Below are 25042 nucleotides of genomic sequence, written 5' to 3' on the forward strand. Positions count from 1 at the left end.
TGGCCTACAGTGTGCCAAGGCTGGTGTGCTTGAAGCTGTCGGTATATTTTAGTCCGTAGCCCGCCACCCGGTCCATACTGGAGTGGGCAAAGAGGATAACACCGGCCAGCATCAGGTATTGATTATCCAGGGCTAGACCAACCAGACCGATGACAATACCAAGCCCTTTGTGATGGGCAACGTTGTACAACACCGCACCAACGGCTGGATTGATCAAATAACCGATCATGCTCATGTCCGGTAGCAAAAGCAACGCGGGGAACCACCACCAGGCGAAATTCAGTCGGGAGAACAGATAAATAGCGGCCAGGAACTGGACTAATTCTTCGGATTTGAGGAGCGTTTTCATGGACTTGTTCGACGTTTAGTACATGACAAAGGTCCCGCAAAGGCCCGGCTGCGTCGCTGACCAACTACGCAAATCGACTGACGAATTACGAAAAAGTTGAATTCTGTACCGGACCGCATGGCACCGGTACAGAATTCAATACGACCGATAAGCCATTTCGTACATCGACTTTTCGTGGGGGCCGAGGAATATTCGGGCGTAGATCCGGATGATGGCCAGTCCGTCGATGATGAAGCTCAACGAAGTAAAGAACGCCAGCACGGCCTGATTTTCATGAATGTGGGTGAACATCAAATCTTCGCCAATGAAGGTCGGCGTAATGGGAAAGCCCGAAACGCCCAGACAAGCCAGCAGAAACAGGAACGCCAACCGGGGGTATTTGTGTGAATAGCCATGAAACTGCTGAAGGTTGAGACTCTTCTCGGTCGATTTCAACCGGCTCAGGCAGACAAACCCAACAACCCCCGCCACAAAAACGCCACTCAGGTACAGCAACCCCTGCGATGAGTAATTGAACTTCTCGTTGAACGAGATTGCCAGCACCACAAAAAAGTGGTTCATAATAGTAAGCAGCCAGGCCACCCGCGCCCGCTTCCGCTCCGTGAATGACTTGAGCACCATAATGACCGCCGTAAACGAGAACGCAACGGGCAGGCAGTTCAGCACCGCCTGTGGCACCGCTTCGCGGTTGTACAGACTATATAAACCAACAAGATAAAACGGCACGAACACAATCAGCAGCCCGTTCAGGGTCAGGAAATTAAGCTTGTTACCGACCCATTTCAACGGATTCCACAAAAACCGATACAGGAACGAATCTAAATTCCACTCCTTGATACCCAGCATATAAAACGTGTTGGCAAGCTTCTTCGGCAGGAAATCTTCCAGCGACCGCTGCGAAGGATAGAACGTATAAAACTGCTCCCGAATCAGGTAGCTCACTACCGAGGGTGACACCAGCAACTGGTAGGTTCTCAAAAAGGCATTTCCGGCAAAGTGGAACAGGGCCAGACTCTCCAAACCAACGGCCACCTCAATGAACATAAGTCCAATTTGCGCAATGGATGCGTAAGCGATCTGCGCTTTGATGGACGACTGAACCCGCGCAATACCCGTAGACACGACGGATGTGATTAAGCCCAGCGCGATAATCAGGATGCGTACCGATGTCTGCTGCTCCCAAAACGGATAGGTTCTCAGTAATAGAAAGACGCCCAAATGCACGGCCAGCGACCCATAAAATATGGCACTGGACGGTGTTGGTCCTTCCATGGCACGGGGTAGCCAGGACGAAAAGGGAAGCTGTGCCGACTTGGCCGCTGCCGACGATAGAATCATGAGCGAGATAAACACCCCAATGAAGCTATGCGTTTGCAGGTGCTCGTGTACCAGTGCGTAATCGCCAAGCTTCAGGAACGTGATGTTTTCGTGCCACAGGTGATGGCTCATCCACATGGCCAGCAGTAAACCCACATCGCCAATCCGATACACCGAAAACACTTTCACGGCATTCTTGACCGGCAGGTACTTATTCCGATAGAAGGCAATCAGCAGAAACGAGGTGATGCCCAGAATTTCCCAGCCAATGAACAGCGTTTCGAAATTACCAGCAAAAATAGTGATGTTGTAGCCGGTATAAAAGAATAGAATCGTTGCAAAAAAACGCTTGTAGCCAGTTTCGCGGTGGAGATAAGCCCGGCTGTAAATCGTCACCAGAAACGTTAGAATGGCACCCACAAACAGGTAGACAGCGGTGATTTTATCGAAATAAAAATCAATCAGAAACTCATAATCGCCCGAACTGAGCAACACAATATCCTTTAAATTAAGCTCGGTACGACTCGTAATAAGCCAGTAAGCCAGGAATCCCATCGACAGGGCAAAATGCAGGCCTACGATAACGAAGCAAGTCCAGGAGATAAGCTTTTCCTTTTTTTCAGGAAACAGTAAAAGAATGACAAAACCGAGAACAGGCAATAAAATAAAAACTTGAAGGAATGATTCCATGCGTTAAGCTTAAGAAAGAAGGTAAACAGGTAGGTCTTCCTGATGAGTTTCGAGCAAAGGAGCCATGTCTTTTATCGTGTCTACATGATGAATCATGGGCTCGTAGGGCGTAAACGCGCCTTCTTTGAACACGAAGAACTTTTGCGTTTCCGGGTGTACAACCACCAGATGTACCCACTCATTGATGAACCATTCGTACGTTGCACTCGACTGCTTAATAACGTCGAGCACAACATCCGGAAACTGTTCGATGACAAAGAACATACGTATGGGGTCATGCACCTCAATCATCTGGCTGGGCAGTCCCGGTCGTAGATCACCGTCCATCCCGTTGGCCACGCCAATCAGGCCCATTACGTTATGCGGCAGTTTGGTACCGGCACCCAGTTGCTGGTTATCGACCCTCGAAAAGAAATATTCGAGGTTAATACCGCCACACACAGGCGCGGCTGCTTTCAGGATATTGAACAGGTACTTACCATCGGGGTCTACCCGATAATCGTACGAGTTCAGGAACGACCGGCGGTCCAGAAACAAGCCTTTCGTGAGCGACCGTCGCCCCACGATGGTGAGGGCGTTGGTGGCGTGGTTCAGTTCAGGACGCGGCTCGAACAATGACACCGAACGCTCGCGAACTCTATCGTGAATCCGCTTCAGACTGGCGCTGCTGTTGATCGACTCAAAGCGTCTCGACCGTTCTTTAGCGTTATAATCGAGTGCTTTCTCGAACGTTGTTTTGTTTTGCTTGTGCTTCTCAAGATTTCCGGGGGTAAGGGAGGCCTCATCGAAGAAAGCAATTTCATCGCGGGTGGTATCGTGCAGCGCGCCCATAAACTGGGTCGTTTCTGGAATAGTCAGCCCTTTAGTGCTCAGAATAGCCCGTACTTTGGGGTGATTGGCCATATACGACAGTGCCCGTGCGTTCACCGAACCCGCTCGGCCGGAACAGGCACCACAGTCGTAAGCGGCATAGTGCGGATTATTTACGCTGCTGGCCCCGTGGCCAACCACATAGACAATTGAAGCAAACTCCTTCACCATGCCGATACTTTTCAGGAGCCCCTCGACCCGCACCGCCATTTCATCGACCGAGTAGCCAATTTGCAGGCCGTTCTCTATGTCTTCGGGGTGCTGGTTCTCAATCGTAAGCTTCGAAAGATGATCCATATGCTTGAACGACGAAGCCGCTGCGGGCGTCATGGTCGGCTTAAAGATGTTCGCAAACAACCGCAGAGCAGCCCAGAAGCCCAATGTCTGCGAAATCAGCCAGCCGCTGTGAAACGAGTGTGCATGCTTGTTGAAGTGCAAGTCCTGCTGCCGCTTGTTCTTCGAGTCAACCTCTTTTATCAAGTGCTTTGGGGAAAGCGGAACCGGACAGATCTTGGTGTAGTATTTACCTTCTTCGGGTTGGAAAAAACAATCGACACCAAAGAAACCCGGCGTCCCGAATGTTTCGCAGGAATGGTCCAGATCTTCCAGGTAACGCCGGAACGAACACTCCCGGTCGTCGATGCAGAACATGGCCTGAAAACTTTTATCAGGAATAACCGATTCATCCCGCTTCTCCAGTTCAAGCCCGGCCAAAACCTGATCGTAGTAACTCCACTCGAAAGCTTCCTGCCAGATGGTCATCACATCGCTCAACTCCGTATCCGGCACATCGGCAAAGAGCGGAACCGGCTTGTGCTTCAGCCAGCTTCGCATGGGAGTCCAGTCTTTGCCAAGCTGGTAGTTTATCGCGTCGATTTCGAGAAGTAACTCAAAGACAATTAAACTGTGGAGCGATATTTTCCGGGTATCCAGCAGCGTTTGCGGCAAATCTTCAATTACGGCCACCATTCCCGACCAGCCCGAATGCGCAAACTGCTGGTCGAACAGGTATTGCTCATACAGCGATTCGTCGCCAACGAGTTTATCCAGTAAGGCGTTGATGCTACAGTCGCCATGCAGGAAAAGATCTTTAGCGGCTTTCGTTCTGAACACGCTGGTGAAGCTTGTTTCCTCCATTTCCCGCATGGACGACAGGAAATCTTTGTCCCGAACCGGGAAGTTCCAGATCGAAATGCCCTGATCGAGGTAGCTGCATAAAATGCGAAACAGCAGCGGGTGAACCAGCGAATCCAGATCAACGTGATGATCCTTTTTCCAGTTAGATCGCAGGGAACCAATTCGGGGATGGAAAGTCGTTTTGAGAGGTTTTTCCAGTACCTTCTCTATCCATTCCAGTGCGCGCTCAGCACCCTTGTGCTGAATGATAATTCGTAGAAGAACGTCTCTCCGAATTCGCTGCGAAGTATAGAATGACCGATACTCATCCAGCGACAGCAGTGTTTTATAACCGAAAAGTTCAGATGCTTTATGGAGTGCCTTATCAAACCGTATATCCTGAAAAGAGTGTAACGTATTATGATGAACGAAGTCTTTCAGCGGTGCCTGAGCCGGAAGATAGTGCTTCAACTCATGAAGAACATGGTTTTCATCAAATGTAGAATGATGGGTTTTCATAGCAAACGAACGAAAGCAGCGGTGGGTTTTAATCAGTTAACAGTCACTTAACGTGACCTCACTTGTAATAAAAAATCAAAACAGAGCGATTCAGCCGAATAGCCTGTTGGCACCAAGAATACGTTACCTATTAAATTTTTCGTACCGGATAAATCGAGTTAGTAATTGCGATACAGCAATGAACGTATTTATCGGACTCACGTGAGTAGAAAAGAAAAGCCAAATCGGAAGGTTTATGCTTTTCACATATCGTCTATCGTTCCAACTAAGGGACCTCTTCGTATTGTGATGTATAAGTTAAGCGGGAGAATAGGGCTGGGCCAAACTTTTTCATAGCATTTTAATACTGCCGCCCACATTCCACAAAACAGTCAACGTTATCTTGATATAAGTAAAAGCGCTTTAATTTATTTTTAATCGCTTTAATACCTGTTTAATCAATCTTAAAAATAACTAAGCTCATTCCATGCCCGTTGGACAGGTAATCAGACAGGCAGTGTAAACCTGCCTTACTTCTAATCGTATTAAACAAGTAAGTGCTCTTAAATGAAAAGCTATTTCATTTAAGAGCACCCGTAATATCAAAATCCAGCTAGCACACACAGCAACAGCTGTGTAACCAAAACTTACTATGTTATTTTAACCACTTCAGCGCTTTTCCCTGTAACTGGATTTCCGCTTTTGTGGAAACTTGTTTTGTAAAGCTACCAATCTCACTATCATTTAGTTGCACACCACTTGAGTCCTGCACAATAGCCGCTAACGATTTGTAATGATCCGCGCCTAATACCGCAAAGCTGTTCTGACTGGCGGTCAACTGAAATGACCCGCTGGTGGTGCCCAGTTTATCCGTTCTCAACCGACTGTTTTTTAATAAAACGACTAGCGTTTCAGGTGTAAACTGCCGTATGGTCAACCGCCCGTTGGTGATACGTAAGCTTTGTAAATCAGGTAATCGGAGTACCAGCCCGGCGGGTAGCTGATATTCTTTATCATCATGCGGGTTACGGCTCTCTCCTTCGTAATTCATCGTAAACGTGACAAATAAGGTGTCGCCTTGCTTCCGGGTACGGTACGAGTTCGCCATATTGGGCCAGAGTATGGCCTGAGCCGTATCCTTGCTCGGCTCAACGATAACTTCGGCGATTGGAGCGGCCTCGATGACCAGGTGTTTCGCCACCGACAACGCCCGGTGTTCGAAATCCTGATATGGATCGCTCCAATCCAGTTTATCGTATTGCTGCTTGAGCAGCACGTCGGTCGCCACCATGCCCGATAAGGTGATGATGGTCAATATGGCCAGTAGAATATGACTTGTTTTCATTGCGCGTTCGTTGGGGCGTTTATGTAGTTTTCGTAACGGGTTTCGATTTCGCGGAGGTCGATACCCAGCAGGGTCAGGTTCTTAAAAAACAAAGGCAGGTCGTTCTGCAAAAACTGCTCCCGCCGGAAGGTTCGAATTTTGTCGGTGGCATCCTCCGTAGCGAAGTAGCCAATGCCCCGTTTGTTGGCAATCACTCCCTGTTGATTCAGAAATTCGTACGTCCGCATGACGGTATTTGGGTTTACTTCCAGATCAGCCGCCAGTTCTCTCACCGACGGAATTTTCTCATTGGCCGACCAGTGTCCCAGTAGAATCTGCTCACTAACATGTTCGGCTATCTGTAGATAAATGGCTTGTTTGTCTCGAAAATCCATCGCTATACCTCCCGTTCTTTAAGTCTGAAATAAGCGGTGATGTATAGAATCACAACCGCTATTATGCCTACTGCGTAGCGAATTTGATTGCCTATGGGCTGCGGAAGGTCGATCATACGATAGTTCTTTTCATTGATCGGCGAAGGAACGCCAAGACGATTAAAGGGACCGGCCATATTATCTCCCCCCAAGTCAATGAAACTCCCCAGAATTAGCGTATTTACGATCACTCCGATGAAAATGAGAAGGAATGCCAATACGGCCACCAAGGGAAGGCTGTACCGTCGTACTACCAGCAGGAAGGCGAGTGCAAACGGATGAAGCAACGCAGTGAATACAACCAACTGTAGCGGGATAAACCCGTCAAATGCATAGTATGCAGTAAGAGCAGGCGTTCCGGTGGGCCACTCTTTGCTATTGACGTATTGAACACCGGCGGCATCTACCAACACAAAAAGCAAAAGATAGACAACCACAAACCCAACCCCGGAAACAAGCCACAGGAGCCCTAATTTCTCCAGTTGAGAGGCTGGCTGCATCAGATACGTCATGGTCCGCTCTTTATGATTCAACGCTTCTGTCTGTTGCCAGATAAACACGTACCAGGCAGCCCAGCCAATAAAGAAAAACGGAATACTGCGGTTACGCTCCACAGCCAACGGATTACCATTGTAAACGATAAGCGATACAGCCACTAGAATAACTAGTAACAGGGCCATATTGGCCAACAACTGCCCCCGGTTGTCGGTAAAATATTTGTTGGCTAATCGCCCAAAACGACTAAATGAAAATGTCTGGTTCATATTGAAGCGAGGGTTGAGGTGGATGCAAATAATTGCTGAATACGCGCTGGCTCTGCCTGCACCGTGTTGAAAAGCCGTTCCAGATCCAGCCGACTCGGTTCGCCCATGGGATTTTCGGCCACAATAGCATAGCCCCCAACCGCCCGTTCTGAATACAGAATCGCTCTGTTTTTATCCAGTTCAGACACCAGGCCGAACCAGAGCCGGGCCGTAATTTCTTCAACGGTAGCTTTCAGCGCAACGGTCATGTGTGAACGCGAACGTTCGGCCAGAATCACGATGGGGTCGATCAGGGCTTCGAGATCGCGCACCTGATGGGTGGAAATCACGACCGTCCGGTTTTCGTTCACAGCTCCGGCCACCAACCGCCGAAACTGGCTCTTCGACGGAATATCCAGGCCGTTGGTCGGCTCATCCATGAGTAAGACTGCGGTGTTGGTTGCCAGACCAAACCCGATCAATACTTTCTTCTTCTGGCCATACGAAAGTTCACTGAGCTTTTGGTTGTCTGTAAGGCCAAACTCGCGGATGTAAGCCGCCATTTGCGCCCGATCGAAGCGGGGATAAAACGGCGCGTTACTGTCGACAAATTGTTTTATTCGCACGGCGGGGAGGTAGAATTCTTCGGGCACCAGAAACAGATCCTCCAGAAAAGCCGGTTGCCGGTTTTCAGGCATGTACTCCCCCACCCGAATAGACCCAGATTTTGGGTACAGCAAGCCAGCCAGTAGCCGAAACAAGGTCGACTTTCCGGCCCCATTCGGCCCGAGCAACCCGTAAATAGAACCAGGCGAAAGCGTTAGGTTCAATCCCTCGTACAAAGGTTTACCCCGCTTGTAGCCAAACGATACCTCGCGAAACTCAATCATAAACTAACCCGTTTTAGTGTATTAGTTAAATAGTACACCACAATAGTAGATACGGTATTTATTTAAGTCAAGTATTTAACAGCATTTAATTTTTAGGGCATAAAAAAAACCTCCTATCATAGGAGGTTCCTGTAGTGCCGACCGTTCCTGTAGTACCGAGTCTACTGGTTCGACGATTTGGGCGTTTTCTTCTTTGCCTTCACGTTCGATGGGCCGGTTCTAACACTACTGGCAGCATCCACTTTCGTTGTGCCGCGATTTGGCGAACTTCCGTTTGCCTGGTATTGATCATTAGTCAGGCCGGTACCGGTCGAAGCGCCGTTGCTACCGTCGTGCGTGTTAGCCGCCGACGGATTTGAGCGGGCCGCATCATTAGCCGAAATAGTGCCTGTTGACGACTTGTTGTCATTTGTACGACGAGGCTGCTTTTGTTGAGCAGCGGCTGTTCCGGCAAGAGCCAATACCAGCACAACGGTTGAAAGTGAGTTGATCATTGGTTTTTAAATTAACGTGAGTAATAGGAACCAAAGCATTCAAAAAGCCGGATCACGACTCTTAAGGCTAGCCCAAAGAACCGTAATCCGGCTTTTTCGAACATCCTGACAGGTATAACTAATCAGGACTCATGAGGTTTTATTAATCTGTATAGACTGCTTACGCTGCTACCTTAAACTCCGAAGTCAGGTGGAAGGTAACATCCGGATTATTCTGCTGATTCATACGCAACATCCAGTCCGATTCGGCGAGGAAAACAGGGTTCTGATCTTTGTCGTACGCAATCTGGTTGCCTTTCAGGCGAATAAACTCCGCTAGTTTAACCGGGTTATCGGCCGTGATCCAGCAGGCTTTGGTATAGTTGAGCGGTACCCAGCGGCATTTGGCCCCGTATTCATTTTCCAGTCGGTACTGGATAACCTCAAACTGAAGTTCACCGACGGTGCCAACAATTTTCCGGTTACCCAATTCGAGCGTGAACAACTGCGCTACGCCCTCGTCGGTCAACTGCTGAATTCCTTTATCCAACTGCTTCGATTTCATGGGGTCCAGATTCACCAATTCTTTGAAAATCTCTGGCGAAAAGCTCGGGATTCCCTGAAACTGTAGTTCCTCGCCTTCCGTCAGGGTATCACCAATTTTAAATGTACCCGTATCGTACAGACCGACCACGTCGCCGGGGAATCCTTCTTCAACCACGCTCTTGCTATCTGCCATGAAACTGAACGGGCTGGCAAACCGAACATTTTTGTCCAGACGGGTATGGTGATAAAACTTATTACGCTCAAATACGCCCGAGCATATCCGCAAAAAAGCAATGCGATCGCGGTGGCGCGGATCGAGGTTGGCGTGGATCTTGAAGACAAAGCCGCTGAAATTCTTTTCGCCGGGCAACACTTCCCGCTTATCGGTTGGGCGTGCGATGGGCTCCGGCGAAATGTCGCAGAAACCTTCGAGCAGTTCCTTCACCCCAAAGTTGTTAACCGCCGACCCGAAGAACACGGGGGCCAGTTTACCATCCAGATACGCCTGCCGGTCAAAGCTATCGTAAACGCCGTCAATCAGTTCAACATCTTCGCGAAGCTGAGCCGCGTCGCGCTGCCCTACCTTTACATCGAGCAGATCATCGGCCAGGTCGATGGGTAAAACGTCGGCTTCTACTTTGGTTTTGTTGGCTTTGAAGAAATATAACTTTTTCTCGATCAGGCTATAAACGCCTTTAAAATCGGAACCCATATTGACCGGCCAGGTCATCGGTCGAACCCGGATATTCAGCTTCTCTTCCAGTTCGTCGAGCAGGTCGAATGGATTGCGGCCTTCGCGGTCAAGTTTATTGATAAAGATAATAACCGGTGTGTCGCGCATCCGGCACACTTCCATCAGGCGCTCGGTTTGTTCCTCAACCCCTTTCACACAGTCAATGACCAGAATAACACTGTCCACGGCGGTCAGCGTTCGGTAGGTATCTTCCGCGAAATCTTTGTGGCCCGGTGTATCGAGGATATTGATCTTCAACTTATCGTACTCGAACGTCATTACCGACGTGGCCACGGAAATACCGCGCTGCTTCTCAATTTCCATGAAATCGGAGGTAGCGGTTTTCTTTATTTTATTGGACTTAACAGCCCCGGCCGTTTGAATGGCCCCTCCAAAAAGCAGGAGCTTTTCGGTGAGCGTTGTTTTACCGGCATCAGGGTGACTAATGATGGCGAACGTCCGTCGACGGGCCGTTTCAGCCTGTATATTCGTTTGCATTATTCTCAGAATCAAGATACAAAGATACAAAAAAAAGCGAAGGGCAGAGGGGCGGGGGCAGAGGGTGAACGATAGGGAATTGATATGTTGCCCTCTACCCAAGCCCCTCTGCCCTTTACAAAAACGCCCAGAACAGCAGTGCCCAGCCGGCAATCATGCCGAGACCACCAATGGGGGTTATCGCGCCGAGCCACGTTATGCCGGTAAAGCACAGGACATACAGGGAGCCCGAAAAAATAAGGACACCGCCTAACATGGAATAGCCCGACCAGTTAAGCAACTTCACAATGGTGGGGTTAGTACCAAAGGTATGCATCAGTAACCCGATTAGCACGAGGGCAAGAGCGTGGTAAAACTGGTATTTAACCGCCGTTTCGAAGGTAGCGGTACGACCGGATGCGTCGAGCATAGTACGCAACGCATGGGCACCGAATGCGCCGAGACCAACGCCTATCAGGCCCAGAACGGCCCCGGATTGAATAAAGAATTTCATAGTGTCTAAACCGCCGGGCTGCCCCGGAAAATTTTAATGAGCTTACAACTGATTTTTATGCTTTTACGTCCAAATCTTGAAAATCCTTTTAATCTTGTTAAAATCTTGCGGGGCCGCCCGGCGGTTCAGATTCTACTTCCAAAAATAGCGCTGCCAACCCGAACCAGCGTACTCCCCTCCTCCACGGCAATGCGGTAGTCACCACTCATACCCATGGACAGTTCCTGAAACTGAATCATGGGCCGCTGAATCTGGGCGAGTCGGTCATACAATTGCTTCAAACCCCGAAACTCCAGACGTACTTTATCGGTATCATCCGTATTGGTAGCTAAGCCCATCAAACCAACAATCCGCACATTCGGTAAGTTATCCAGTTCGGGCGCGTTCAGTAAAGTTTCTGCTTCTTCTGCTGAAAGACCGAACTTTGTTTCTTCATCGGCAATGTAGATTTGCAACAGACAGTCGATTACCCGATTGTGTTTGGCGGCCTGTTTATTTATTTCCTGCAACAGTTTCAGACTATCGACCGAGTGAATGAGCGCTACAAACGGGGCAATGTATTTGACTTTATTGGTTTGCAAATGCCCAATCAAGTGCCATTGTACATCGGCGGGTAATTGTGGCTGTTTATCAGCCATTTCCTGCACTTTATTTTCACCAAACCGGCGGCAACCAGCCTCATATGCTTCGCGCAGTAACTCGACAGGCTTCGTTTTAGTAACAGCAATCAGCTTAGCCTTGTCGTGTAATTGACTCTCAATCAGGCGAATTGTATCGGCGATCATAATGAGAAAGGTAGTAGTCCTGAACTAATGGTTTATTAATATTGTGCAAATATAGGTTTGAGAACTAAGCCTAAAGGCGTAGTTTGTGGCCAAAAACAGGCATTACCAAACAATAAACCATAATGTAGTTTAGTTTTGGAAAGGATTTTAACATCAACTCTTCAGTTTAACACATGACCCCAATGGAACCTAGACCCCAACCCCGGAATAATAGTCGTAGTTACTTATTGGCGGCTTTATTAATTCTGGCTGCCCTTAATGTACTGCTGCTTTATTTCTACTATCAGGAGCGGCAGGACAACAAGACAAAAGACGCAACCATTGCAGCAAAAACAGAAGAGGTTCTCATTGCTAAAACAAAACTTGATTCGATTTCGACTCAATTGGACGAAAAAATCGCCGAAATTCGTCAATTAGGCGGTAGTGTCGATTCACTGATGAAGATAAAGGCTCAGCTTGAAGTCGATAAGCGCGAACTCAAAAATGTAGGTTCGTTCGATAGCAAGAAGTACGATCAGAAAATTCGCAATTATCAATCCTTACTAGCCCAAAAAGACCAGGAAATCGCCCGTCTGAAAGAGGAAAATGGCGTTCTGTCGCAACAGAATCAAACGTTGGCTCAGGAGAACAGTGGCTTAAAATCGGAGAAGCAAAGCCTGAGCGACTCGGTCGTATCGGTCACGATCAAGAATCAGGAGTTGGCCGAGAAAGTCACTATAGCGGCTGCCCTCAGGGCCGAAACCGTAACGGTGACGGGTGTCAATGCCAAAGGAAAAGAAACTGACGGCGGGGAGTACAAAGCGAAGAGAACGGATAAGGTGCATATCTCCATGCAGTTATCGCCCAATGGTTTGGCTAAAAAGGACGAGAAACTATTGTACATCCGGATTATTGACCCCAATGGCGCGGTTGTCTCTGATCTCGCCACCGGCTCGGGAGAGTTCATGTACAATAACCAGGGAATGATTTACACGGCTATGCAGAAATTCACCTTCGATAACACCCGGCAACGGCTCGACTTTTACTATGGACGGGGCGGTCAGCGATTTATTGAGGGTAAACACACCGTTGAGGTCTATTGCGAAGGATTTAGAATTGGTGATGGCGAGTTTACGATAAAATAATAAGTTGTGAGTACCAAGTAGTAAGGGGCTGGCACATGAGATTCTCGTCGTGCCAGCCCCTTACTACTTGGTACTCACAACTTACTACTAGTCACCTTTGCATTTGTCTATTTTTTTCTTACCTTTGCGCCCTCATTTCAAACAAATTACAAAAAAATGTTTCCTAACAATTACGAGACGGTGTTCATTTTAACTCCCGTTTTATCTGAAGCTCAGATGAAGGACGCCGTTGACAAGTTTCGTAAAGTGCTGACCGATAACGGTGCGGAACTTGTTCATGAAGACCACATGGGCCTGCGTAAGCTAGCCTATCCAATTCAGCATAAGAACACGGGTTACTACCAACTCTTCGAGTTTAAGGCCCCCGGCACGATCATCGAGAAACTCAACACTGAGTATCTTCGTGACGAGCGGATCATCCGTCACCTGACGGTTTCGCTCGACAAGCACGCTGTTGCCTACAACGATCGTAAGCGCAATGGTTTAGTGGGTAAGAAAAAACAAACCGAAAACGCCGGGGAGGCCAAGTAATCATGAGTCTGCAAAACGAATCTGTCTCGAAAACCGAGAACCGCAAAAAATACGACCGTTTCAAGAAAGCCGGTATCAAATATATCGACTACAAAGACGGCAACTTCCTGCTGAAATTACTGAACGAGCAAGGTAAAATCCTTCCCCGTCGGTTAACTGGCACAACCCTGAAAAACCAGCGCAAAGTGGCCCAGGCTGTCAAACGCGCTCGCCATCTGGCCATACTGCCATACGTAGGCGATTCACTGAAATAAACACAGTAGTAAGTAGTAAGTACATACGTAGTAAGGCCGTTACGGACTTACCGACAGTATACTTACAGCTTACTCACTTACCGACTCTCACACAAAATGGATATCATTTTAAAAACCGATATTGCCGGCCTGGGCTACAAGAACGACACCGTTACGGTGAAGCCCGGTTACGGCCGCAATTACCTGATACCTCAGGGATTTGCAATGATGGCAACCGACTCGAACAAGAAGATCGTTGCTGAAAACATTCGTCAGGCTGCCCACAAAGCCGAAAAGATCAAAACCGAAGCCCAAAACATTGCCGATGGTATCGGCGATATGACGCTGACGATTCCAGCGAAAGCAGGCGACAGCGGCAAAATCTTCGGCCGGGTTACGAACACCCAGGTGGCTGAAGCACTTCGTGCCAAAGGCTTTGACATCGACCGGAAGAAAATTACGGTTGAAGATGTTAAAGTACTCGGCACCTACGAAGCGGCTCTTGATCTGCACAAAGATGTGAAGCACAAAGTGAAATTTGAAGTAGTATCGGCTGAATAAGCAGTACTTCTTTTGGTGAAATAGACCGGCTCGTTAACTAACGAAGCCGGTCTATTTTTTTATGGTATGTCTCAGGCTGTTTATACCCTTGTAAACTAGGCCAGCCAACTCGCAGAAAACAACCTTTTTACCGCTAATAATCAGCGATTTACCTGTAAGATTCTTTTCCTGAAATCGGAGCTAATTAGTCCAATTTTTTGTTGGTAAAGTATGCAGTTTCATACAGAGTTTTCGCCCGAACCGCTCCCCTATCGCCTTGGTCTCGACAGCCGGATTGTGACCATTGGGTCGTGTTTTGCCGATGTAATGGGACGTCGGTTGATCGACCATAAATTAGATGTACTCAACAATCCATTCGGTACGATTTTCAATCCGGTAACCATTACCAAATTGCTAACGATGGCCCTTCGCGGCACCACACCCGACGACAACGGTTATGTAGAACGGGATGGCGTCTGGTTTCATTACGATTTCCATTCGTCACTTTGGGCCAACACCCAGGATGAGTTACGAACCAAACTGATCAACGTGCTGTCGACAACAGCCGAAGCCATCCGGAAGGCTGATTTCCTGTTTTTAACGCTGGGCTCGGCCATTGTTTACCGCCATCTGGAAACCGGTGAAGTCGTAGCGAACTGCCATAAAATGCCGGGTTCCCTCTTTGAAAAATACCTGTATCATATCGATCACCTACGCGATGATATGACCCGGTTGCTGAAAACACTCCACAAAGCGAACCCTAAACTGAAGGTTCTGCTGACGGTTAGCCCGGTTCGACACACGCGCGACACCCTGCCCCTCAACAGTGTGAGCAAGTCTACCCTGCGGGTCATTACCCATGAACTAACGATCTGGAACGATTGGGTGTCCTATTTCCCGGCTTATGAGTTAATGATGGACGATTTGCGCGATTATCGTTTCTACGAAGCGGATATGATTCACCCGAATGCGCAGGCACACGACTATATTTTTGAGAAGTTTGTCCAAAGCGCGTTTGATACCGAACTTCGCACCTTCGTTACACAATGGGCGCAGATCAGCCGTTCGCTGGCACACCGCCCGCTCTACAGCGATAGCAGCCCGGCTAATAAGCAGTTTCTGGGTAGACTGCTGGCCGAATTAGAGATACTTTCCAAACGTATCAATCTTTCGGCGGAACTGGCTGATGTTCGAAGTCGTTTAAACCAGGGAGAAAAGAAAGAAATGGGAACGGAGGAATTTGTATAAGTTTCCTGGCCCTTCAACTTACCTTCCTCCTTTTTCCAGTTAATTATGTCTGATTACCGATTATCTACCGAAGCCGTTCTGCGGGCATTGAGCACCGTTGAAGAACCTGATTTAAAGCGGGACATCGTATCGCTCAACATGGTAAAGGATGTTGTGCTGGGTATCGATTCAGTTCGTTTTACAGTTGTTTTAACAACGCCTGCCTGTCCACTCAAAGAAGTCATCCGCAAACGTTGCGAAGATGCCATTCATACCCACATCGGTGCCAATGTTCAGGTAACGATTGATATGACATCGGACGTAACCTCAACGCGCATGAATGCGCCGACGCTGCCGGGTGTAAAAAATATTATTGCGGTTTCGTCGGGTAAAGGCGGAGTAGGTAAATCGACCGTAACGGCTAACCTGGCTATTGCCCTGCATAAATCAGGGGCGAAAGTGGGGATCATCGACGCCGACATCTACGGGCCGTCCATGCCAACGATGTTTGGAGCCGAAAACATCCAGCCGCGTATTTTTCAGCAGGATGGCTTAACCCGGATGGAACCCATTCAGCAGTTCGGCATTAAAATGCTCTCAATGGGCTTGCTGGTAGCGCCGGGTCAGGCGATTATCTGGCGTGGCACCATGGCCGGACGGGCCTTGCAGCAGTTTTTCTCCGATGCCGACTGGGGTGAACTGGATTACCTGCTCATTGACCTGCCACCGGGTACGGGCGACATTCACCTGACGCTGGTGCAGACCGTACCAGTTACGGGTGCTATCATCGTCACAACCCCCCAGAAAGTGGCTCTGGCTGACGCAACGAAAGGATTGGCTATGTTCCGCCAGCCGCAGATCAACGTGCCGGTTCTGGGCGTTATTGAAAACATGTCCTACTTTACACCAGCCGAACTACCTGACCACAAATACTACATTTTTGGTAAAGGTGGCGGTCAACTTCTGGCCGATCAATTCGATGTGCCGATGCTGGGACAAATTCCGCTTGTGCAGAGTATTCGTGAATCCGGGGATGAAGGGCGGCCCGCCATCAGTTCAGGAGATCCCATCGCGACTGCGGCCTTTCAGGATGCCGCCGAAGCCCTGGCTCAGCAAGTTGCTATCCGCAACGCCACCATCGACCGAACCGAACGGGTACAGGTTGCATAAACAACACAGAAAGTATAAATTTACCGTAAATCAACTATTCAATGGAGACGGTAGTCAACAACGACCAACTAATAAGCAAGATAGAACGGGCACTTGACAGCATGCGGCCATATCTGGCGGCCGATGGCGGCAACGTGAAAGTATTGGAAGTAACCGAAGATAAAACGGTTCGACTAGAACTAATGGGTTCGTGTGGTTCATGTCCCATGTCGGCAATGACGTTTAAAGGGGGCCTCGAAGAAGCCATCCTCAAAGCAGTACCGGAAATCTCAAGAGTTGAAGCGGTGAACATAACACCTGCTTTTTAACCAGTCATTAATTCGGTAAGGCGAAAGATTGTACAAACGCTGACGCTAAATTTATAAAAGGCTGTTTTTTTGGTTGGTTGTTAGTTAACCTAATCAATTTCAGTCTATAGTTTCTCAGACATTAGAACGCCTAATCAGGCGTTTTTTTGTTTCTTTGCAACTCGTATTATCCCTCATTTCAGTGAAAATAGGCATTTTCTTCGGTGGGCCAGCGCGTGAGCGTGAGGTCTCGTTTGCTGGCGGGCGTACCGCACTGGCTAATTTGGATAAAGGCTTATTCGAGCCGGTTCTGGTATTTGTGGATGGCCGCGGACGATTCCGGCTCGCTTCTCCAGAGTTTCTTCAATCACCTTCCCTTCGTGAAGCGCTGCCGCAGGACAACTCCGGTTTTTCCGTCTACGATGAGTCACTGGCAGTTAACGTCCTCGACGCAACCTTGCCTGAGCTTCGGCCAGAACAGTTTCGCGATCATTTCGATCTAGCGTTTCTGGCTATGCACGGTCCCGATTGCGAGGACGGTGCTATTCAGGGATTGCTGGAATGGCATAAAATGCCTTATACCGGACCGGGTCTCGTTGGATCGGCGGTGGGTATCAACAAAATTCTGCAAAACGAACTCATAGCGCTGGCAAATGGCCAGAAAAAGAAAACCGCAACCATCAGCCGGGACGAATACGAACAGGCCGATAAAGCACAATTCTTTCAATCGCTGGTCGAGCATCTGGGTTTACCGGTTGTTGTAAAAGCCCCTCATCAGGGATCGTCCATCGGCGTAGCGATTGTGCGTGAAGCCGATCTGGCGCTGTTTTGCCGATCAGTAGAGCAATGCTTTTTCACAATGAGCATTCAACCCGATGGCTGGAGTAAACTGAGCGAGTGGCCAAGTTTGTCGGGAGCCGAAAAGCACGAACTGGCGCAGAAAATGGTCAGTCTGGATTCGGGAATTAGTTTCCCGGTTGTCATCGAGCAAACGGGAGAAGTAATTAAGCACCCAGCCGAATTCGTGGCTAAACTGGATGTACTAACAGCACAAAGCAATCAGCCTATTACGCTGGCGTCGCTGAACGCAGAAGATGAAGTACTTTTTGAAGAGTTCATCACGGGTCAGGAGTTCTCTTGCGGAGTAATTCAGGACGATGATCAGATTGCCATTGCACTCCCTCCAACGGAGATTTACAACGTAACCAGCTTTGATTTCGATTCGAAATACAGACTCAATACAACCAAAAAGCGAATTCCGGTCGAGACAAGTCTGGAGAACAACCGTAAGATTCAGCTGGCAGTGGCGCAGGTGTTTACCCGGTTGGGCATTAACGTTTACTCCCGAATTGACGGCTTCCTAACCCCCGCCGGGGATGTGTTACTGCATGATCCCAACACCATTCCGGGCATGTCGCCCTCATCGCTTATTTTCAAACAAATGGCAGAAATTGGCTTAAATCTGGCCAATTCGCTGACGTATCTTATCCGTCAATCATTACGCGAGCGCATCCGCACAGGCAAAGATACTTTCCACTTAAAACACCTGCTCGCTGAACTCGACGCTCAATTGGCACACCGAAAAGCCAATCCGCTGCCCGAACGGGTTATTTCCTTTGGCTCCAGCGATGAGGAATTTATCACGGCCAAACAGCAATACAACGAGCTGGCCGCATCAGGTACTGTGCTGCCTTCATTGATGTACATTAAGAGCAAACAGGAGTCGCACGAGATTCCGGTCAATCTGCTCTTTAAAGACACCATTTCGGAACTGGAAACAGCTTTGAGTCAACCGCGTCATCCATTGCTGGTCGAAACAGCCGAGTTGGCCCGCCATATTACCGAACGATACGTGTAAGATCAGCTATACAAGAAAAGGGGGCTACAGTCTTGAACTATAGCCCCCTTTTCTATGCCGTTCAGTTATAACATAACCGGTTGCCCGGTACGAACCGATTCGTCGCAGGCAAACGCAATCTGCAAGCTACTTACGGCATCCTGCATGTGGTCGGTCAGGTCCAGATCGTCCAGAATGGCTTTCTGAAAATACCGCTGTTCGCGGTTGCAGAGTTCCTGATGATCCGGCTCGTCCTGCATATCAATCCAGGTATCCGTTTCAACGAACTGGTCATTCGCGTCCAGCGCGGCTTTGTGTACGCGCAGCGATTCCGTTTTGGTGTGCGAATCAACGTTGTCTGATTTACCGGCAGCACCCGCGTTCTTAGCCACGATCGACACACAGCCGTCCGGTCCAATCACGTCTTTCACGAAGAAAGCAGTTTCGCTCATCATGGGGCCCCACCCAGCTTCGTACCAGCCCACCGAGCCGTCTTCGAACCGAATCTGCAACTGACCGTAGTTGTAATTACCGGTCGGAATATCGTTCGTTAATCGAGCACCAATTGCGTTCACCTGAAGCGGCTTTGAACGGGTCATTTGGCACATCACGTCGATGTAATGGACACCGCAATCCACGATGGGACTCAGGCTTTTCATCAGGTTACGGTGTACGGTCCACATGGTACCGTGACTTTGCTGATTCAGGTTCATCCGCATCACCAGCGGTTTCCCCAGCCCCTGCGCGATCTCGACAAATTTCTCCCAGGATGGATGATGCCGCAATATATAGCCCACGACGAGTTTTTTACCTGCTTTTTGAGCAGCCGCCATCACATTTCTGGCTCCTTCTACCGTATCGGCTATGGGTTTTTCCATGAACACATGACACCCTTGTTCAAAAGCCATGACGGCGAATTTTTCGTGCGTATCCGGGTAAGTAGAAATGCAAACGGCATCAGGTTTGGTTTCGGCCAGCGCTTTCGCATAATCATCATAAAGTACATAACCACCGCCCAGCCGTTCGTTCAGAACAACTTTGCTGTTTCCGGTTGACACGATACCACAAATTTCGAAGCCACCGATTGTTGTATAAGCAATGGCGTGCGAGGCACCCATATTACCACATCCGACAACCAACACACGCAGCGGTTTATTTGGCATTGACATGAACTAATTAGTTTGGCAGGAAAATTATTGATTACAAAAGTAATCCAAAGTAAGATCATACCGCTGAAAGCCATAATCAAGATGCACTATTCACTTGTAGCTCGCTCAATTATTTCATGAGCCTCTTCCAGATCATCGTGTTCAGGCTCTGGAATCTCCTCCTGCTGTTCATCCGGCTCGGGGGCAAACGTGAGGGCGGTGAAAATGGGGAAGTGATCGGAGCCGCAGTTAGGTAATCGGCGAATTTTCCGAAGCTTAAAATGATGGGATACGAACACGTGGTCGAGTGGCCAGCGAAAGAGAAAATAATTGGCATGAAACGTATTGTACAAGCCCCGACCAACGCGCGGATCAAACAACCCACTCACCCGCTGAAACAGGCGCGTTGTATGCGACCAGGCTACATCATTCAAATCACCGGCTACAATAACCGGCTCTTTCAGCTTTCGGGCTTCTTTACCAACCAGCAAAAGCTCCGCATCCCGTTCGGCTGAGCGATAGTGTTCCGTAGGTGTAGGCGGCATTGGATGAACGCCGTAGAAGTGAATTACCTGACCGGAGGGTAGTTCAAACTGTATGTATACGGACGGAATATCATCCTGGATAAGAAAACGAACTTCATGATGTCGCATCGGCAAGCGAGAGTAAAGTAGCATCCCATATGTATTTTCCAATGGATGTAAAATACGGTATGGATACTTCGCTTCCATTGGTGCTAACTCATCCTGCCAGCGCTGGTTGGCTTCAAGAACCAACACAACGTCAGGGTCATGCTTTTTAGCCATAGCCCAAACTTTCGGTGTCTGGGTATTTTCCATGTATACATTGGTGACCAGTAGACGTATGGTATTCTCATCGGCAATCCGCTGATCAAATTTTCTGGGCAGTCGCAGAACCTGCTTTTTGTGCAAGGGCGTAAAGCGATGAATGAGCCATCCCTGGTAGAGAAGCGTTACACATAAGCCAACCGGTACAATTCCCATTGGCCACCCGGTATGACGGCTAAAAATAGCCCAGCTTATTAACCCAATAAATGCCAGTACGGTAAGCTGTAGATGGGGAAAATCCCACATCCGAATCCACCAATAATCAAGTCGAATAAAATTGATAAAAGACGCTATCGTAACTACGACGGCATAAGTGAGTAGAATGGAGTCAACTGTTTGCATGCTGAATGGTAGGGGCCATGTGAATGGGTATAAGATGTAGTTTTTAAAGGATAAAACGGTACAAATGAAATTTTATGACTTGCGGTTACAAGCTAGTCATCATAAGAAATCGCCTTTATTTCCAGGACACTTTCTCCTTGTGGCGTACGTAGGGTAACCAAATCGCCCACCCGTTTCCCCAGCAATAATCTGGCAACGGGTGCCAGGAACGCAATTCGCCCATGAATGGCATCAGCCTCATCGACACCTACAATGGTTAGCTTTCGGTCAACATTACCAAGCTTACGACTTTGTAAAGTTACTGTAGCACCAAACCGAACCTCATCCTGAGGATGTGACTGCGTATCCACAACTTTTGCCGTAGCGATTCGCTGATTGAGAGCAGCAATACGACCATTCAAGAGCGCTAGTTGGCGAGTACGTTCCGTCTCGTCCGATTCATTAGTTTGTGCCTGGGCATGTTCTTTCTCAAGCGTCTCTAACTCATCCCGTAGCATAACCAATCCCCGTGGCGTTACATAATTTGCTGATCCGGCTGGCAACGGAGCTCTGGCAGGGATGACCACCGGGTCATCTGCACTCTCGTTTTTTAAAAAAGCCCTGCTCATCTCGCGTTCATTTTGTGTATAAACGTAACAGCCATTAAACCGCGTTGTTTATAACATGCCTTAACAACCAGTTGAAGCTCTCTGACTGGCAACTACTTCGCACCAAATTTTCTACGGTTCATCGCTCTATTTATGCAGTCCATAAATTGTGGCTTTTCTTCTCTCCATCCCTTCCTAATTTTGTCCGTAAGTGAACAGAGGATGTCCAGTTACGGACAGGAATAGCTAAACACCATGTATATAACTAACTATAAACCAGCGCATTTAGTTATCTGGCACATCCTTTGGCGTAGAAAGAATGAGCAGTAAACAACAAACACGAACTATAAGTAACAAATCTTAAAACATTTGAACACAATTGTAAAACCGAACGAGAGCAGCATCCGTAAACGACTTAACTTGTCAACGGATAAAGACTACATCGCGGGTAATCTCTATGAAATAAACGGAACGCTATTCAAACGAAAAATGCCCAGATGATTCTGGGCATTTTTCGTTTGAAATTAGAACTATTTCTCTCGAAGCATATTATCAGGAAACTCCTTTAAACTCTTCCTGCTCCACAAATGGCTGGCTCCGAAGCCGCTTGCCGGTTGCTTTGAAAATAGCGTTGGCAACAGCACCGCCAGCGGGCGGAAGAGAGGGTTCGCCCAACCCCGTGGGGTCTATTTCATTTTGAACAAAGTGGACCTCGACTTCAGGAATTTCATTTAAGCGAATAAGGCGGTATTCGTTGAAGTTTTTCTGTTGTGTCATACCATCTTTGAAGGTAAGGTTCCCATACATGGCATGCCCGATCCCATCAACGACGCAACCCCGAACTTGCTGCTGTGCACCGCTCTGGTTGATCACTACACCGCAATCAGCGGCTGAGTAGACCTTCTGCAAAACCGGCTTGCCCTTCTGTACAACCACCTCTCCTACCTGCGCTACGTACGAGCGGTGAGAGAAGTAGACACTAAAGCCTTGTGCTACCGGTTTACCATCTGCGCCCTTCCTTTTACCCCAACCTGATTTTTCAACGGCCAGATCAATGACGCCCTTCATTCGGTCAATATCGTATTTGATAGCCCCTACCGGCTTCTGCTTCGCTTTATTCAGCAGTTCGAGTCTGAATTGAACCGGATCTTTACCCGCTGCCTGGGCGACTTCATCAATAAACGATTGTTCAGCGAAGGCAAGAAAGTTGGTAATCGGAGCCCGCCAAGGACCCGTTGTAATCGGGGATTTATGATCAACGCTATCGATTAAGAGGTTGTCGACCGCACCAGCCGGGAAATTATCTTCCCGCGTTGCATTACCGGCATTTATACTGGCTCCGCGAAGTTTGTAGCCAATCATATTGCCTTGTGCATCTAAAGCGGCTTCAAAGCGATAACGAACGGCTGGACGATAACTACCGCCAGTCATATCATCTTCACGGGTCCAGATCAGCTTTACAGGCGCATTTACCAGCTTCGATACCTGTACGGCTTCGACCACATAATCGGCCTTCAACCGGCGACCAAAACCACCACCCATACGCGTTAATTGCACCGACACTTTATCGGGCGTGATGCCAAGAAGTTTCGCCGTTTCGTTTCGGGCCAGTTCAGGCGTTTGGGTTGGCCCCACAAGCTCAACACCATCCGGACGAACATGCGCAAAGAAGTTCATGGGTTCCATTGGCGCATGCGACAGAAATGGGCATTGATACTCTGCCTTTACGACCTTGGCGGCATTTTTAAACGCAGTGTCAACGTCGCCATCCTTCCGGCGAATAGTGGCGCCAGAGCTGTCCAATAATTCTCTGAATAAGCGATTATGGTCTGTTGTACTTTCTAAAGCATCCGCTTTCTCCCATTCGATTTTCAGGGCGTCTTTAGCTTTTTTAACCTGCCAAGTTGATTTACCTACAACAGCCACATTATTGTCAAATGTTACCACGTTTACAATGCCCGGCATTGCTTTGGCTGCTTCGGCATTAAGGGACTTGAGTTTGTACCCAAATGCCGGACGCTGAAGCATGGCAAACAACATTCCTTCACGGTAGAAGTCGAGACCAAATAGAGGCTTGCCTGTAATTATCTTCGCATTGTCAACGTTCTTAACCGTAGTACCGATCAGCTTGAAATCTTTTATTGCTTTCAGCTTCACATCAGTGGGAACGGGCAGTTGAGCCGCTTCCGTTACCAGATCACCATAGCTCAGTTTACGATTACTGACTGAGTGAAGAACAAACCCTTTATCAGTTGTACATTCTGCCACTGGAACGCTCCACCGTTTTGCAGCTGCGCCGATCAGCATTTGCCGGGCCGTAGCACCTGCTTTTCGCAGGCGCTCCCAGGAGTGTGGAATTGAACCACTACCACCGGCGACCTGACGTTCAAACTTCTTCGTGTCAAGCGGTGCCTGCTCTACAACCACTTTCGTCCAGTCGGCATCCAGCTCTTCAGCTACGATAATTGGAAAAGCAGTTTTTATACCTTGCCCAACTTCTGGATTAGGAGAGAGTATGGTAATAATTCCCTGGGGATTTATCGATAAGTAACTGTTAAAGTCAGTGCCCGGAACAGCGATAGCACTATCTGCGGTCAACGTTGTCGTTGCCGCTTCGGATTCAAACCAGTTAAATCCTAGAATTAGGCCGCCCCCTGTGGCTGCGGCTATTTTCAAAAAACCTCTTCTACTTGAATGCTCTATCGTTTGCATCGCTATTTCGTTTTCGAAGATTTAGTGGTTCCAACAGGAGAAGACATAGATGCCAGTTTAACGGCCTCCCGAATGCGATGGTACGTACCACACCGACAAATATTACCAGTCATGGTTTCATCGATCTCGTTCTGGGAAGGCTTAGGGTTACGCTTGAGCAACGCGGCTGCTGTCATGATCTGCCCAGCCTGACAATAGCCACACTGCGGTACATCCAATGTATCCCAAGCCTGTTGGACAGGATGTGCTCCTGTTTCTGATAATCCTTCAATCGTAGTAACTTTCGATTTACCTACCGCAGAAACCGGTAGTACACAAGCGCGGGTAGCTTCTCCGTTCAGGTGGACAGTACAGGCTCCGCATTGAGCTATACCACACCCATACTTAGTGCCCACTAATCCGAAATTATCGCGTAGAACCCATAGAAGTGGGGTGTCAGGCTCAACATCAGCCTGATAACTACGACCGTTGATTTGTAGTTTAAAGATAGCCATGTTTAGGGCAAGGGGAGTTGAAAAGACTAATGTACAAAAAGATTAAGTATAGTTTTCTACTTATACCCGAAACCCTATAAAATGCAAAAAGCCGCTCACAGGGTGAACGGCTTTCGCTGTTTCAATAGGTGGCATCTTCCTACTCTCCCGCTTGTGACAGCAGTACCATCGGCAGTACGGGGCTTAACGGCTCTGTTCGAAAT

24 protein-coding genes are annotated in these 25042 nt (G+C 48.4%); 8 read left to right on the forward strand and 16 right to left on the reverse strand.

From position 1 onward, the window contains the following. Positions 1-4 precede the first annotated feature (4 nt). From CRO74_RS29290 to CRO74_RS29340, 11 genes are all read right to left on the reverse strand, one after another. Entirely contained in the window at positions 5-349 is a 345-nt protein-coding gene (locus CRO74_RS29290; RefSeq protein ID WP_097131513.1) for a DUF4260 domain-containing protein, read from the reverse strand. Between the two features lie 135 nt (positions 350-484). After that, positions 485-2356, reverse strand: a complete 1872-nt coding sequence (locus tag CRO74_RS29295; protein ID WP_097131515.1) for a proton-conducting transporter transmembrane domain-containing protein — start codon at positions 2354-2356, stop codon at positions 485-487. Between the two features lie 9 nt (positions 2357-2365). Next, positions 2366-4861 (reverse strand): YbcC family protein, encoded by a 2496-nt coding sequence (locus tag CRO74_RS29300; protein ID WP_097131517.1) that lies wholly within the window; start codon positions 4859-4861, stop codon positions 2366-2368. A 634-nt stretch (positions 4862-5495) separates the two neighbouring features. Further along, complete coding sequence (locus CRO74_RS29305) at positions 5496-6185, reverse strand: hypothetical protein (protein ID WP_097131519.1); 690 nt, start codon at positions 6183-6185, stop codon at positions 5496-5498. Continuing rightward, positions 6182-6559 carry a GntR family transcriptional regulator gene (locus CRO74_RS29310; protein WP_097131521.1) on the reverse strand — a complete coding sequence of 126 codons (378 nt, stop codon included), beginning with the start codon at positions 6557-6559 and terminating at the stop codon, positions 6182-6184. The genes CRO74_RS29305 and CRO74_RS29310 overlap by 4 nt, the downstream gene beginning before the upstream one ends. Before the next feature lie 2 nt (positions 6560-6561). Then, entirely contained in the window at positions 6562-7362 is an 801-nt protein-coding gene (locus CRO74_RS29315; RefSeq protein WP_097131523.1) for a hypothetical protein, read from the reverse strand. Continuing rightward, positions 7359-8231 carry an ABC transporter ATP-binding protein gene (locus CRO74_RS29320; protein WP_097131525.1) on the reverse strand — a complete coding sequence of 291 codons (873 nt, stop codon included), beginning with the start codon at positions 8229-8231 and terminating at the stop codon, positions 7359-7361. The genes CRO74_RS29315 and CRO74_RS29320 overlap by 4 nt, the downstream gene beginning before the upstream one ends. A gap of 161 nt (positions 8232-8392) precedes the next feature. Continuing rightward, positions 8393-8725: a hypothetical protein gene (locus CRO74_RS29325; protein ID WP_097131527.1), complete on the reverse strand. Its 333-nt coding sequence runs from the start codon at positions 8723-8725 to the stop codon at positions 8393-8395. Between the two features lie 160 nt (positions 8726-8885). Beyond that, positions 8886-10481: a peptide chain release factor 3 gene (locus tag CRO74_RS29330; RefSeq protein ID WP_097131529.1), complete on the reverse strand. Its 1596-nt coding sequence runs from the start codon at positions 10479-10481 to the stop codon at positions 8886-8888. Positions 10482-10596: 115 nt separating this feature from the next. Further along, positions 10597-10974: a DUF423 domain-containing protein gene (locus tag CRO74_RS29335; RefSeq protein ID WP_097131531.1), complete on the reverse strand. Its 378-nt coding sequence runs from the start codon at positions 10972-10974 to the stop codon at positions 10597-10599. A gap of 125 nt (positions 10975-11099) precedes the next feature. Next, the gene (locus CRO74_RS29340) at positions 11100-11759 is read right to left on the reverse strand and encodes a YggS family pyridoxal phosphate-dependent enzyme (protein WP_097131533.1); all 660 of its coding nucleotides are present in this window, start codon (positions 11757-11759) and stop codon (positions 11100-11102) included. Between the two features lie 182 nt (positions 11760-11941). Between CRO74_RS29340 and CRO74_RS29345 the strand changes: the two genes are divergently transcribed. The 8 genes from CRO74_RS29345 to CRO74_RS29380 all read left to right on the forward strand — a co-directional run bounded on the left by CRO74_RS29345 (position 11942) and on the right by CRO74_RS29380 (position 18729). Continuing rightward, positions 11942-12883 carry a DUF8428 domain-containing protein gene (locus CRO74_RS29345; RefSeq protein ID WP_097131534.1) on the forward strand — a complete coding sequence of 314 codons (942 nt, stop codon included), beginning with the start codon at positions 11942-11944 and terminating at the stop codon, positions 12881-12883. A gap of 156 nt (positions 12884-13039) precedes the next feature. After that, positions 13040-13414 carry a 30S ribosomal protein S6 gene (gene rpsF / locus CRO74_RS29350; RefSeq protein ID WP_012925716.1) on the forward strand — a complete coding sequence of 125 codons (375 nt, stop codon included), beginning with the start codon at positions 13040-13042 and terminating at the stop codon, positions 13412-13414. Positions 13415-13416: 2 nt separating this feature from the next. Beyond that, positions 13417-13668 (forward strand): 30S ribosomal protein S18, encoded by a 252-nt coding sequence (gene rpsR, locus CRO74_RS29355; protein ID WP_018620831.1) that lies wholly within the window; start codon positions 13417-13419, stop codon positions 13666-13668. Between the two features lie 96 nt (positions 13669-13764). After that, positions 13765-14208 carry a 50S ribosomal protein L9 gene (gene rplI, locus CRO74_RS29360; protein WP_012925714.1) on the forward strand — a complete coding sequence of 148 codons (444 nt, stop codon included), beginning with the start codon at positions 13765-13767 and terminating at the stop codon, positions 14206-14208. A gap of 210 nt (positions 14209-14418) precedes the next feature. Beyond that, entirely contained in the window at positions 14419-15435 is a 1017-nt protein-coding gene (locus CRO74_RS29365) for a GSCFA domain-containing protein (protein WP_097131536.1), read from the forward strand. A gap of 45 nt (positions 15436-15480) precedes the next feature. Next, the gene (locus tag CRO74_RS29370) at positions 15481-16584 is read left to right on the forward strand and encodes an Mrp/NBP35 family ATP-binding protein (protein WP_097131538.1); all 1104 of its coding nucleotides are present in this window, start codon (positions 15481-15483) and stop codon (positions 16582-16584) included. A 41-nt stretch (positions 16585-16625) separates the two neighbouring features. Next, a complete protein-coding gene (locus tag CRO74_RS29375) occupies positions 16626-16892 on the forward strand; it encodes a NifU family protein (RefSeq protein WP_097131540.1) in 267 nt (88 codons plus the stop codon). Between the two features lie 181 nt (positions 16893-17073). Beyond that, a complete protein-coding gene (locus CRO74_RS29380) occupies positions 17074-18729 on the forward strand; it encodes a D-alanine--D-alanine ligase family protein (protein WP_097131542.1) in 1656 nt (551 codons plus the stop codon). A 65-nt stretch (positions 18730-18794) separates the two neighbouring features. Here CRO74_RS29380 and CRO74_RS29385 read toward each other — a convergent pair whose 3' ends face one another. The 5 genes from CRO74_RS29385 to CRO74_RS29405 all read right to left on the reverse strand — a co-directional run bounded on the left by CRO74_RS29385 (position 18795) and on the right by CRO74_RS29405 (position 24839). Further along, positions 18795-19877: a Gfo/Idh/MocA family protein gene (locus CRO74_RS29385; protein ID WP_097131544.1), complete on the reverse strand. Its 1083-nt coding sequence runs from the start codon at positions 19875-19877 to the stop codon at positions 18795-18797. 86 nt (positions 19878-19963) lie between these two features. Next, positions 19964-21046 carry an endonuclease/exonuclease/phosphatase family protein gene (locus CRO74_RS29390; RefSeq protein WP_097131546.1) on the reverse strand — a complete coding sequence of 361 codons (1083 nt, stop codon included), beginning with the start codon at positions 21044-21046 and terminating at the stop codon, positions 19964-19966. 92 nt (positions 21047-21138) lie between these two features. Then, complete coding sequence (locus CRO74_RS29395) at positions 21139-21654, reverse strand: GreA/GreB family elongation factor (RefSeq protein ID WP_097131548.1); 516 nt, start codon at positions 21652-21654, stop codon at positions 21139-21141. Positions 21655-22185: 531 nt separating this feature from the next. Next, complete coding sequence (locus CRO74_RS29400; protein WP_097131550.1) at positions 22186-24345, reverse strand: xanthine dehydrogenase family protein molybdopterin-binding subunit; 2160 nt, start codon at positions 24343-24345, stop codon at positions 22186-22188. Between the two features lie 2 nt (positions 24346-24347). Continuing rightward, the gene (locus CRO74_RS29405; RefSeq protein WP_097131552.1) at positions 24348-24839 is read right to left on the reverse strand and encodes a (2Fe-2S)-binding protein; all 492 of its coding nucleotides are present in this window, start codon (positions 24837-24839) and stop codon (positions 24348-24350) included. Between the last annotated feature and the right edge of the window lie 203 nt (positions 24840-25042).

Origin of the sequence: Spirosoma fluviale, from assembly GCF_900230225.1 — a bacterium.
Lineage (GTDB): Bacteria > Bacteroidota > Bacteroidia > Cytophagales > Spirosomataceae > Spirosoma > Spirosoma fluviale.

Bases quoted from the DNA above. Each gene is read 5' to 3' on its own strand.
- CRO74_RS29290 (WP_097131513.1), bottom strand. From the start codon at position 349: ATGAAAACGCTCCTCAAATCCGAAGAATTAGTCCAGTTCCTGGCCGCT.
- CRO74_RS29295 (WP_097131515.1), bottom strand. From the start codon at position 2,356: ATGGAATCATTCCTTCAAGTTTTTATTTTATTGCCTGTTCTCGGTTTT.
- CRO74_RS29300 (WP_097131517.1), bottom strand. From the start codon at position 4,861: ATGAAAACCCATCATTCTACATTTGATGAAAACCATGTTCTTCATGAG.
- CRO74_RS29305 (WP_097131519.1), bottom strand. From the start codon at position 6,185: ATGAAAACAAGTCATATTCTACTGGCCATATTGACCATCATCACCTTA.
- CRO74_RS29310 (WP_097131521.1), bottom strand. From the start codon at position 6,559: ATGGATTTTCGAGACAAACAAGCCATTTATCTACAGATAGCCGAACAT.
- CRO74_RS29315 (WP_097131523.1), bottom strand. From the start codon at position 7,362: ATGAACCAGACATTTTCATTTAGTCGTTTTGGGCGATTAGCCAACAAA.
- CRO74_RS29320 (WP_097131525.1), bottom strand. From the start codon at position 8,231: ATGATTGAGTTTCGCGAGGTATCGTTTGGCTACAAGCGGGGTAAACCT.
- CRO74_RS29325 (WP_097131527.1), bottom strand. From the start codon at position 8,725: ATGATCAACTCACTTTCAACCGTTGTGCTGGTATTGGCTCTTGCCGGA.
- CRO74_RS29330 (WP_097131529.1), bottom strand. From the start codon at position 10,481: ATGCAAACGAATATACAGGCTGAAACGGCCCGTCGACGGACGTTCGCC.
- CRO74_RS29335 (WP_097131531.1), bottom strand. From the start codon at position 10,974: ATGAAATTCTTTATTCAATCCGGGGCCGTTCTGGGCCTGATAGGCGTT.
- CRO74_RS29340 (WP_097131533.1), bottom strand. From the start codon at position 11,759: ATGATCGCCGATACAATTCGCCTGATTGAGAGTCAATTACACGACAAG.
- CRO74_RS29345 (WP_097131534.1), top strand. From the start codon at position 11,942: ATGGAACCTAGACCCCAACCCCGGAATAATAGTCGTAGTTACTTATTG.
- rpsF (WP_012925716.1), top strand. From the start codon at position 13,040: ATGTTTCCTAACAATTACGAGACGGTGTTCATTTTAACTCCCGTTTTA.
- rpsR (WP_018620831.1), top strand. From the start codon at position 13,417: ATGAGTCTGCAAAACGAATCTGTCTCGAAAACCGAGAACCGCAAAAAA.
- rplI (WP_012925714.1), top strand. From the start codon at position 13,765: ATGGATATCATTTTAAAAACCGATATTGCCGGCCTGGGCTACAAGAAC.
- CRO74_RS29365 (WP_097131536.1), top strand. From the start codon at position 14,419: ATGCAGTTTCATACAGAGTTTTCGCCCGAACCGCTCCCCTATCGCCTT.
- CRO74_RS29370 (WP_097131538.1), top strand. From the start codon at position 15,481: ATGTCTGATTACCGATTATCTACCGAAGCCGTTCTGCGGGCATTGAGC.
- CRO74_RS29375 (WP_097131540.1), top strand. From the start codon at position 16,626: ATGGAGACGGTAGTCAACAACGACCAACTAATAAGCAAGATAGAACGG.
- CRO74_RS29385 (WP_097131544.1), bottom strand. From the start codon at position 19,877: ATGTCAATGCCAAATAAACCGCTGCGTGTGTTGGTTGTCGGATGTGGT.
- CRO74_RS29390 (WP_097131546.1), bottom strand. From the start codon at position 21,046: ATGCAAACAGTTGACTCCATTCTACTCACTTATGCCGTCGTAGTTACG.
- CRO74_RS29395 (WP_097131548.1), bottom strand. From the start codon at position 21,654: ATGAGCAGGGCTTTTTTAAAAAACGAGAGTGCAGATGACCCGGTGGTC.
- CRO74_RS29400 (WP_097131550.1), bottom strand. From the start codon at position 24,345: ATGCAAACGATAGAGCATTCAAGTAGAAGAGGTTTTTTGAAAATAGCC.
- CRO74_RS29405 (WP_097131552.1), bottom strand. From the start codon at position 24,839: ATGGCTATCTTTAAACTACAAATCAACGGTCGTAGTTATCAGGCTGAT.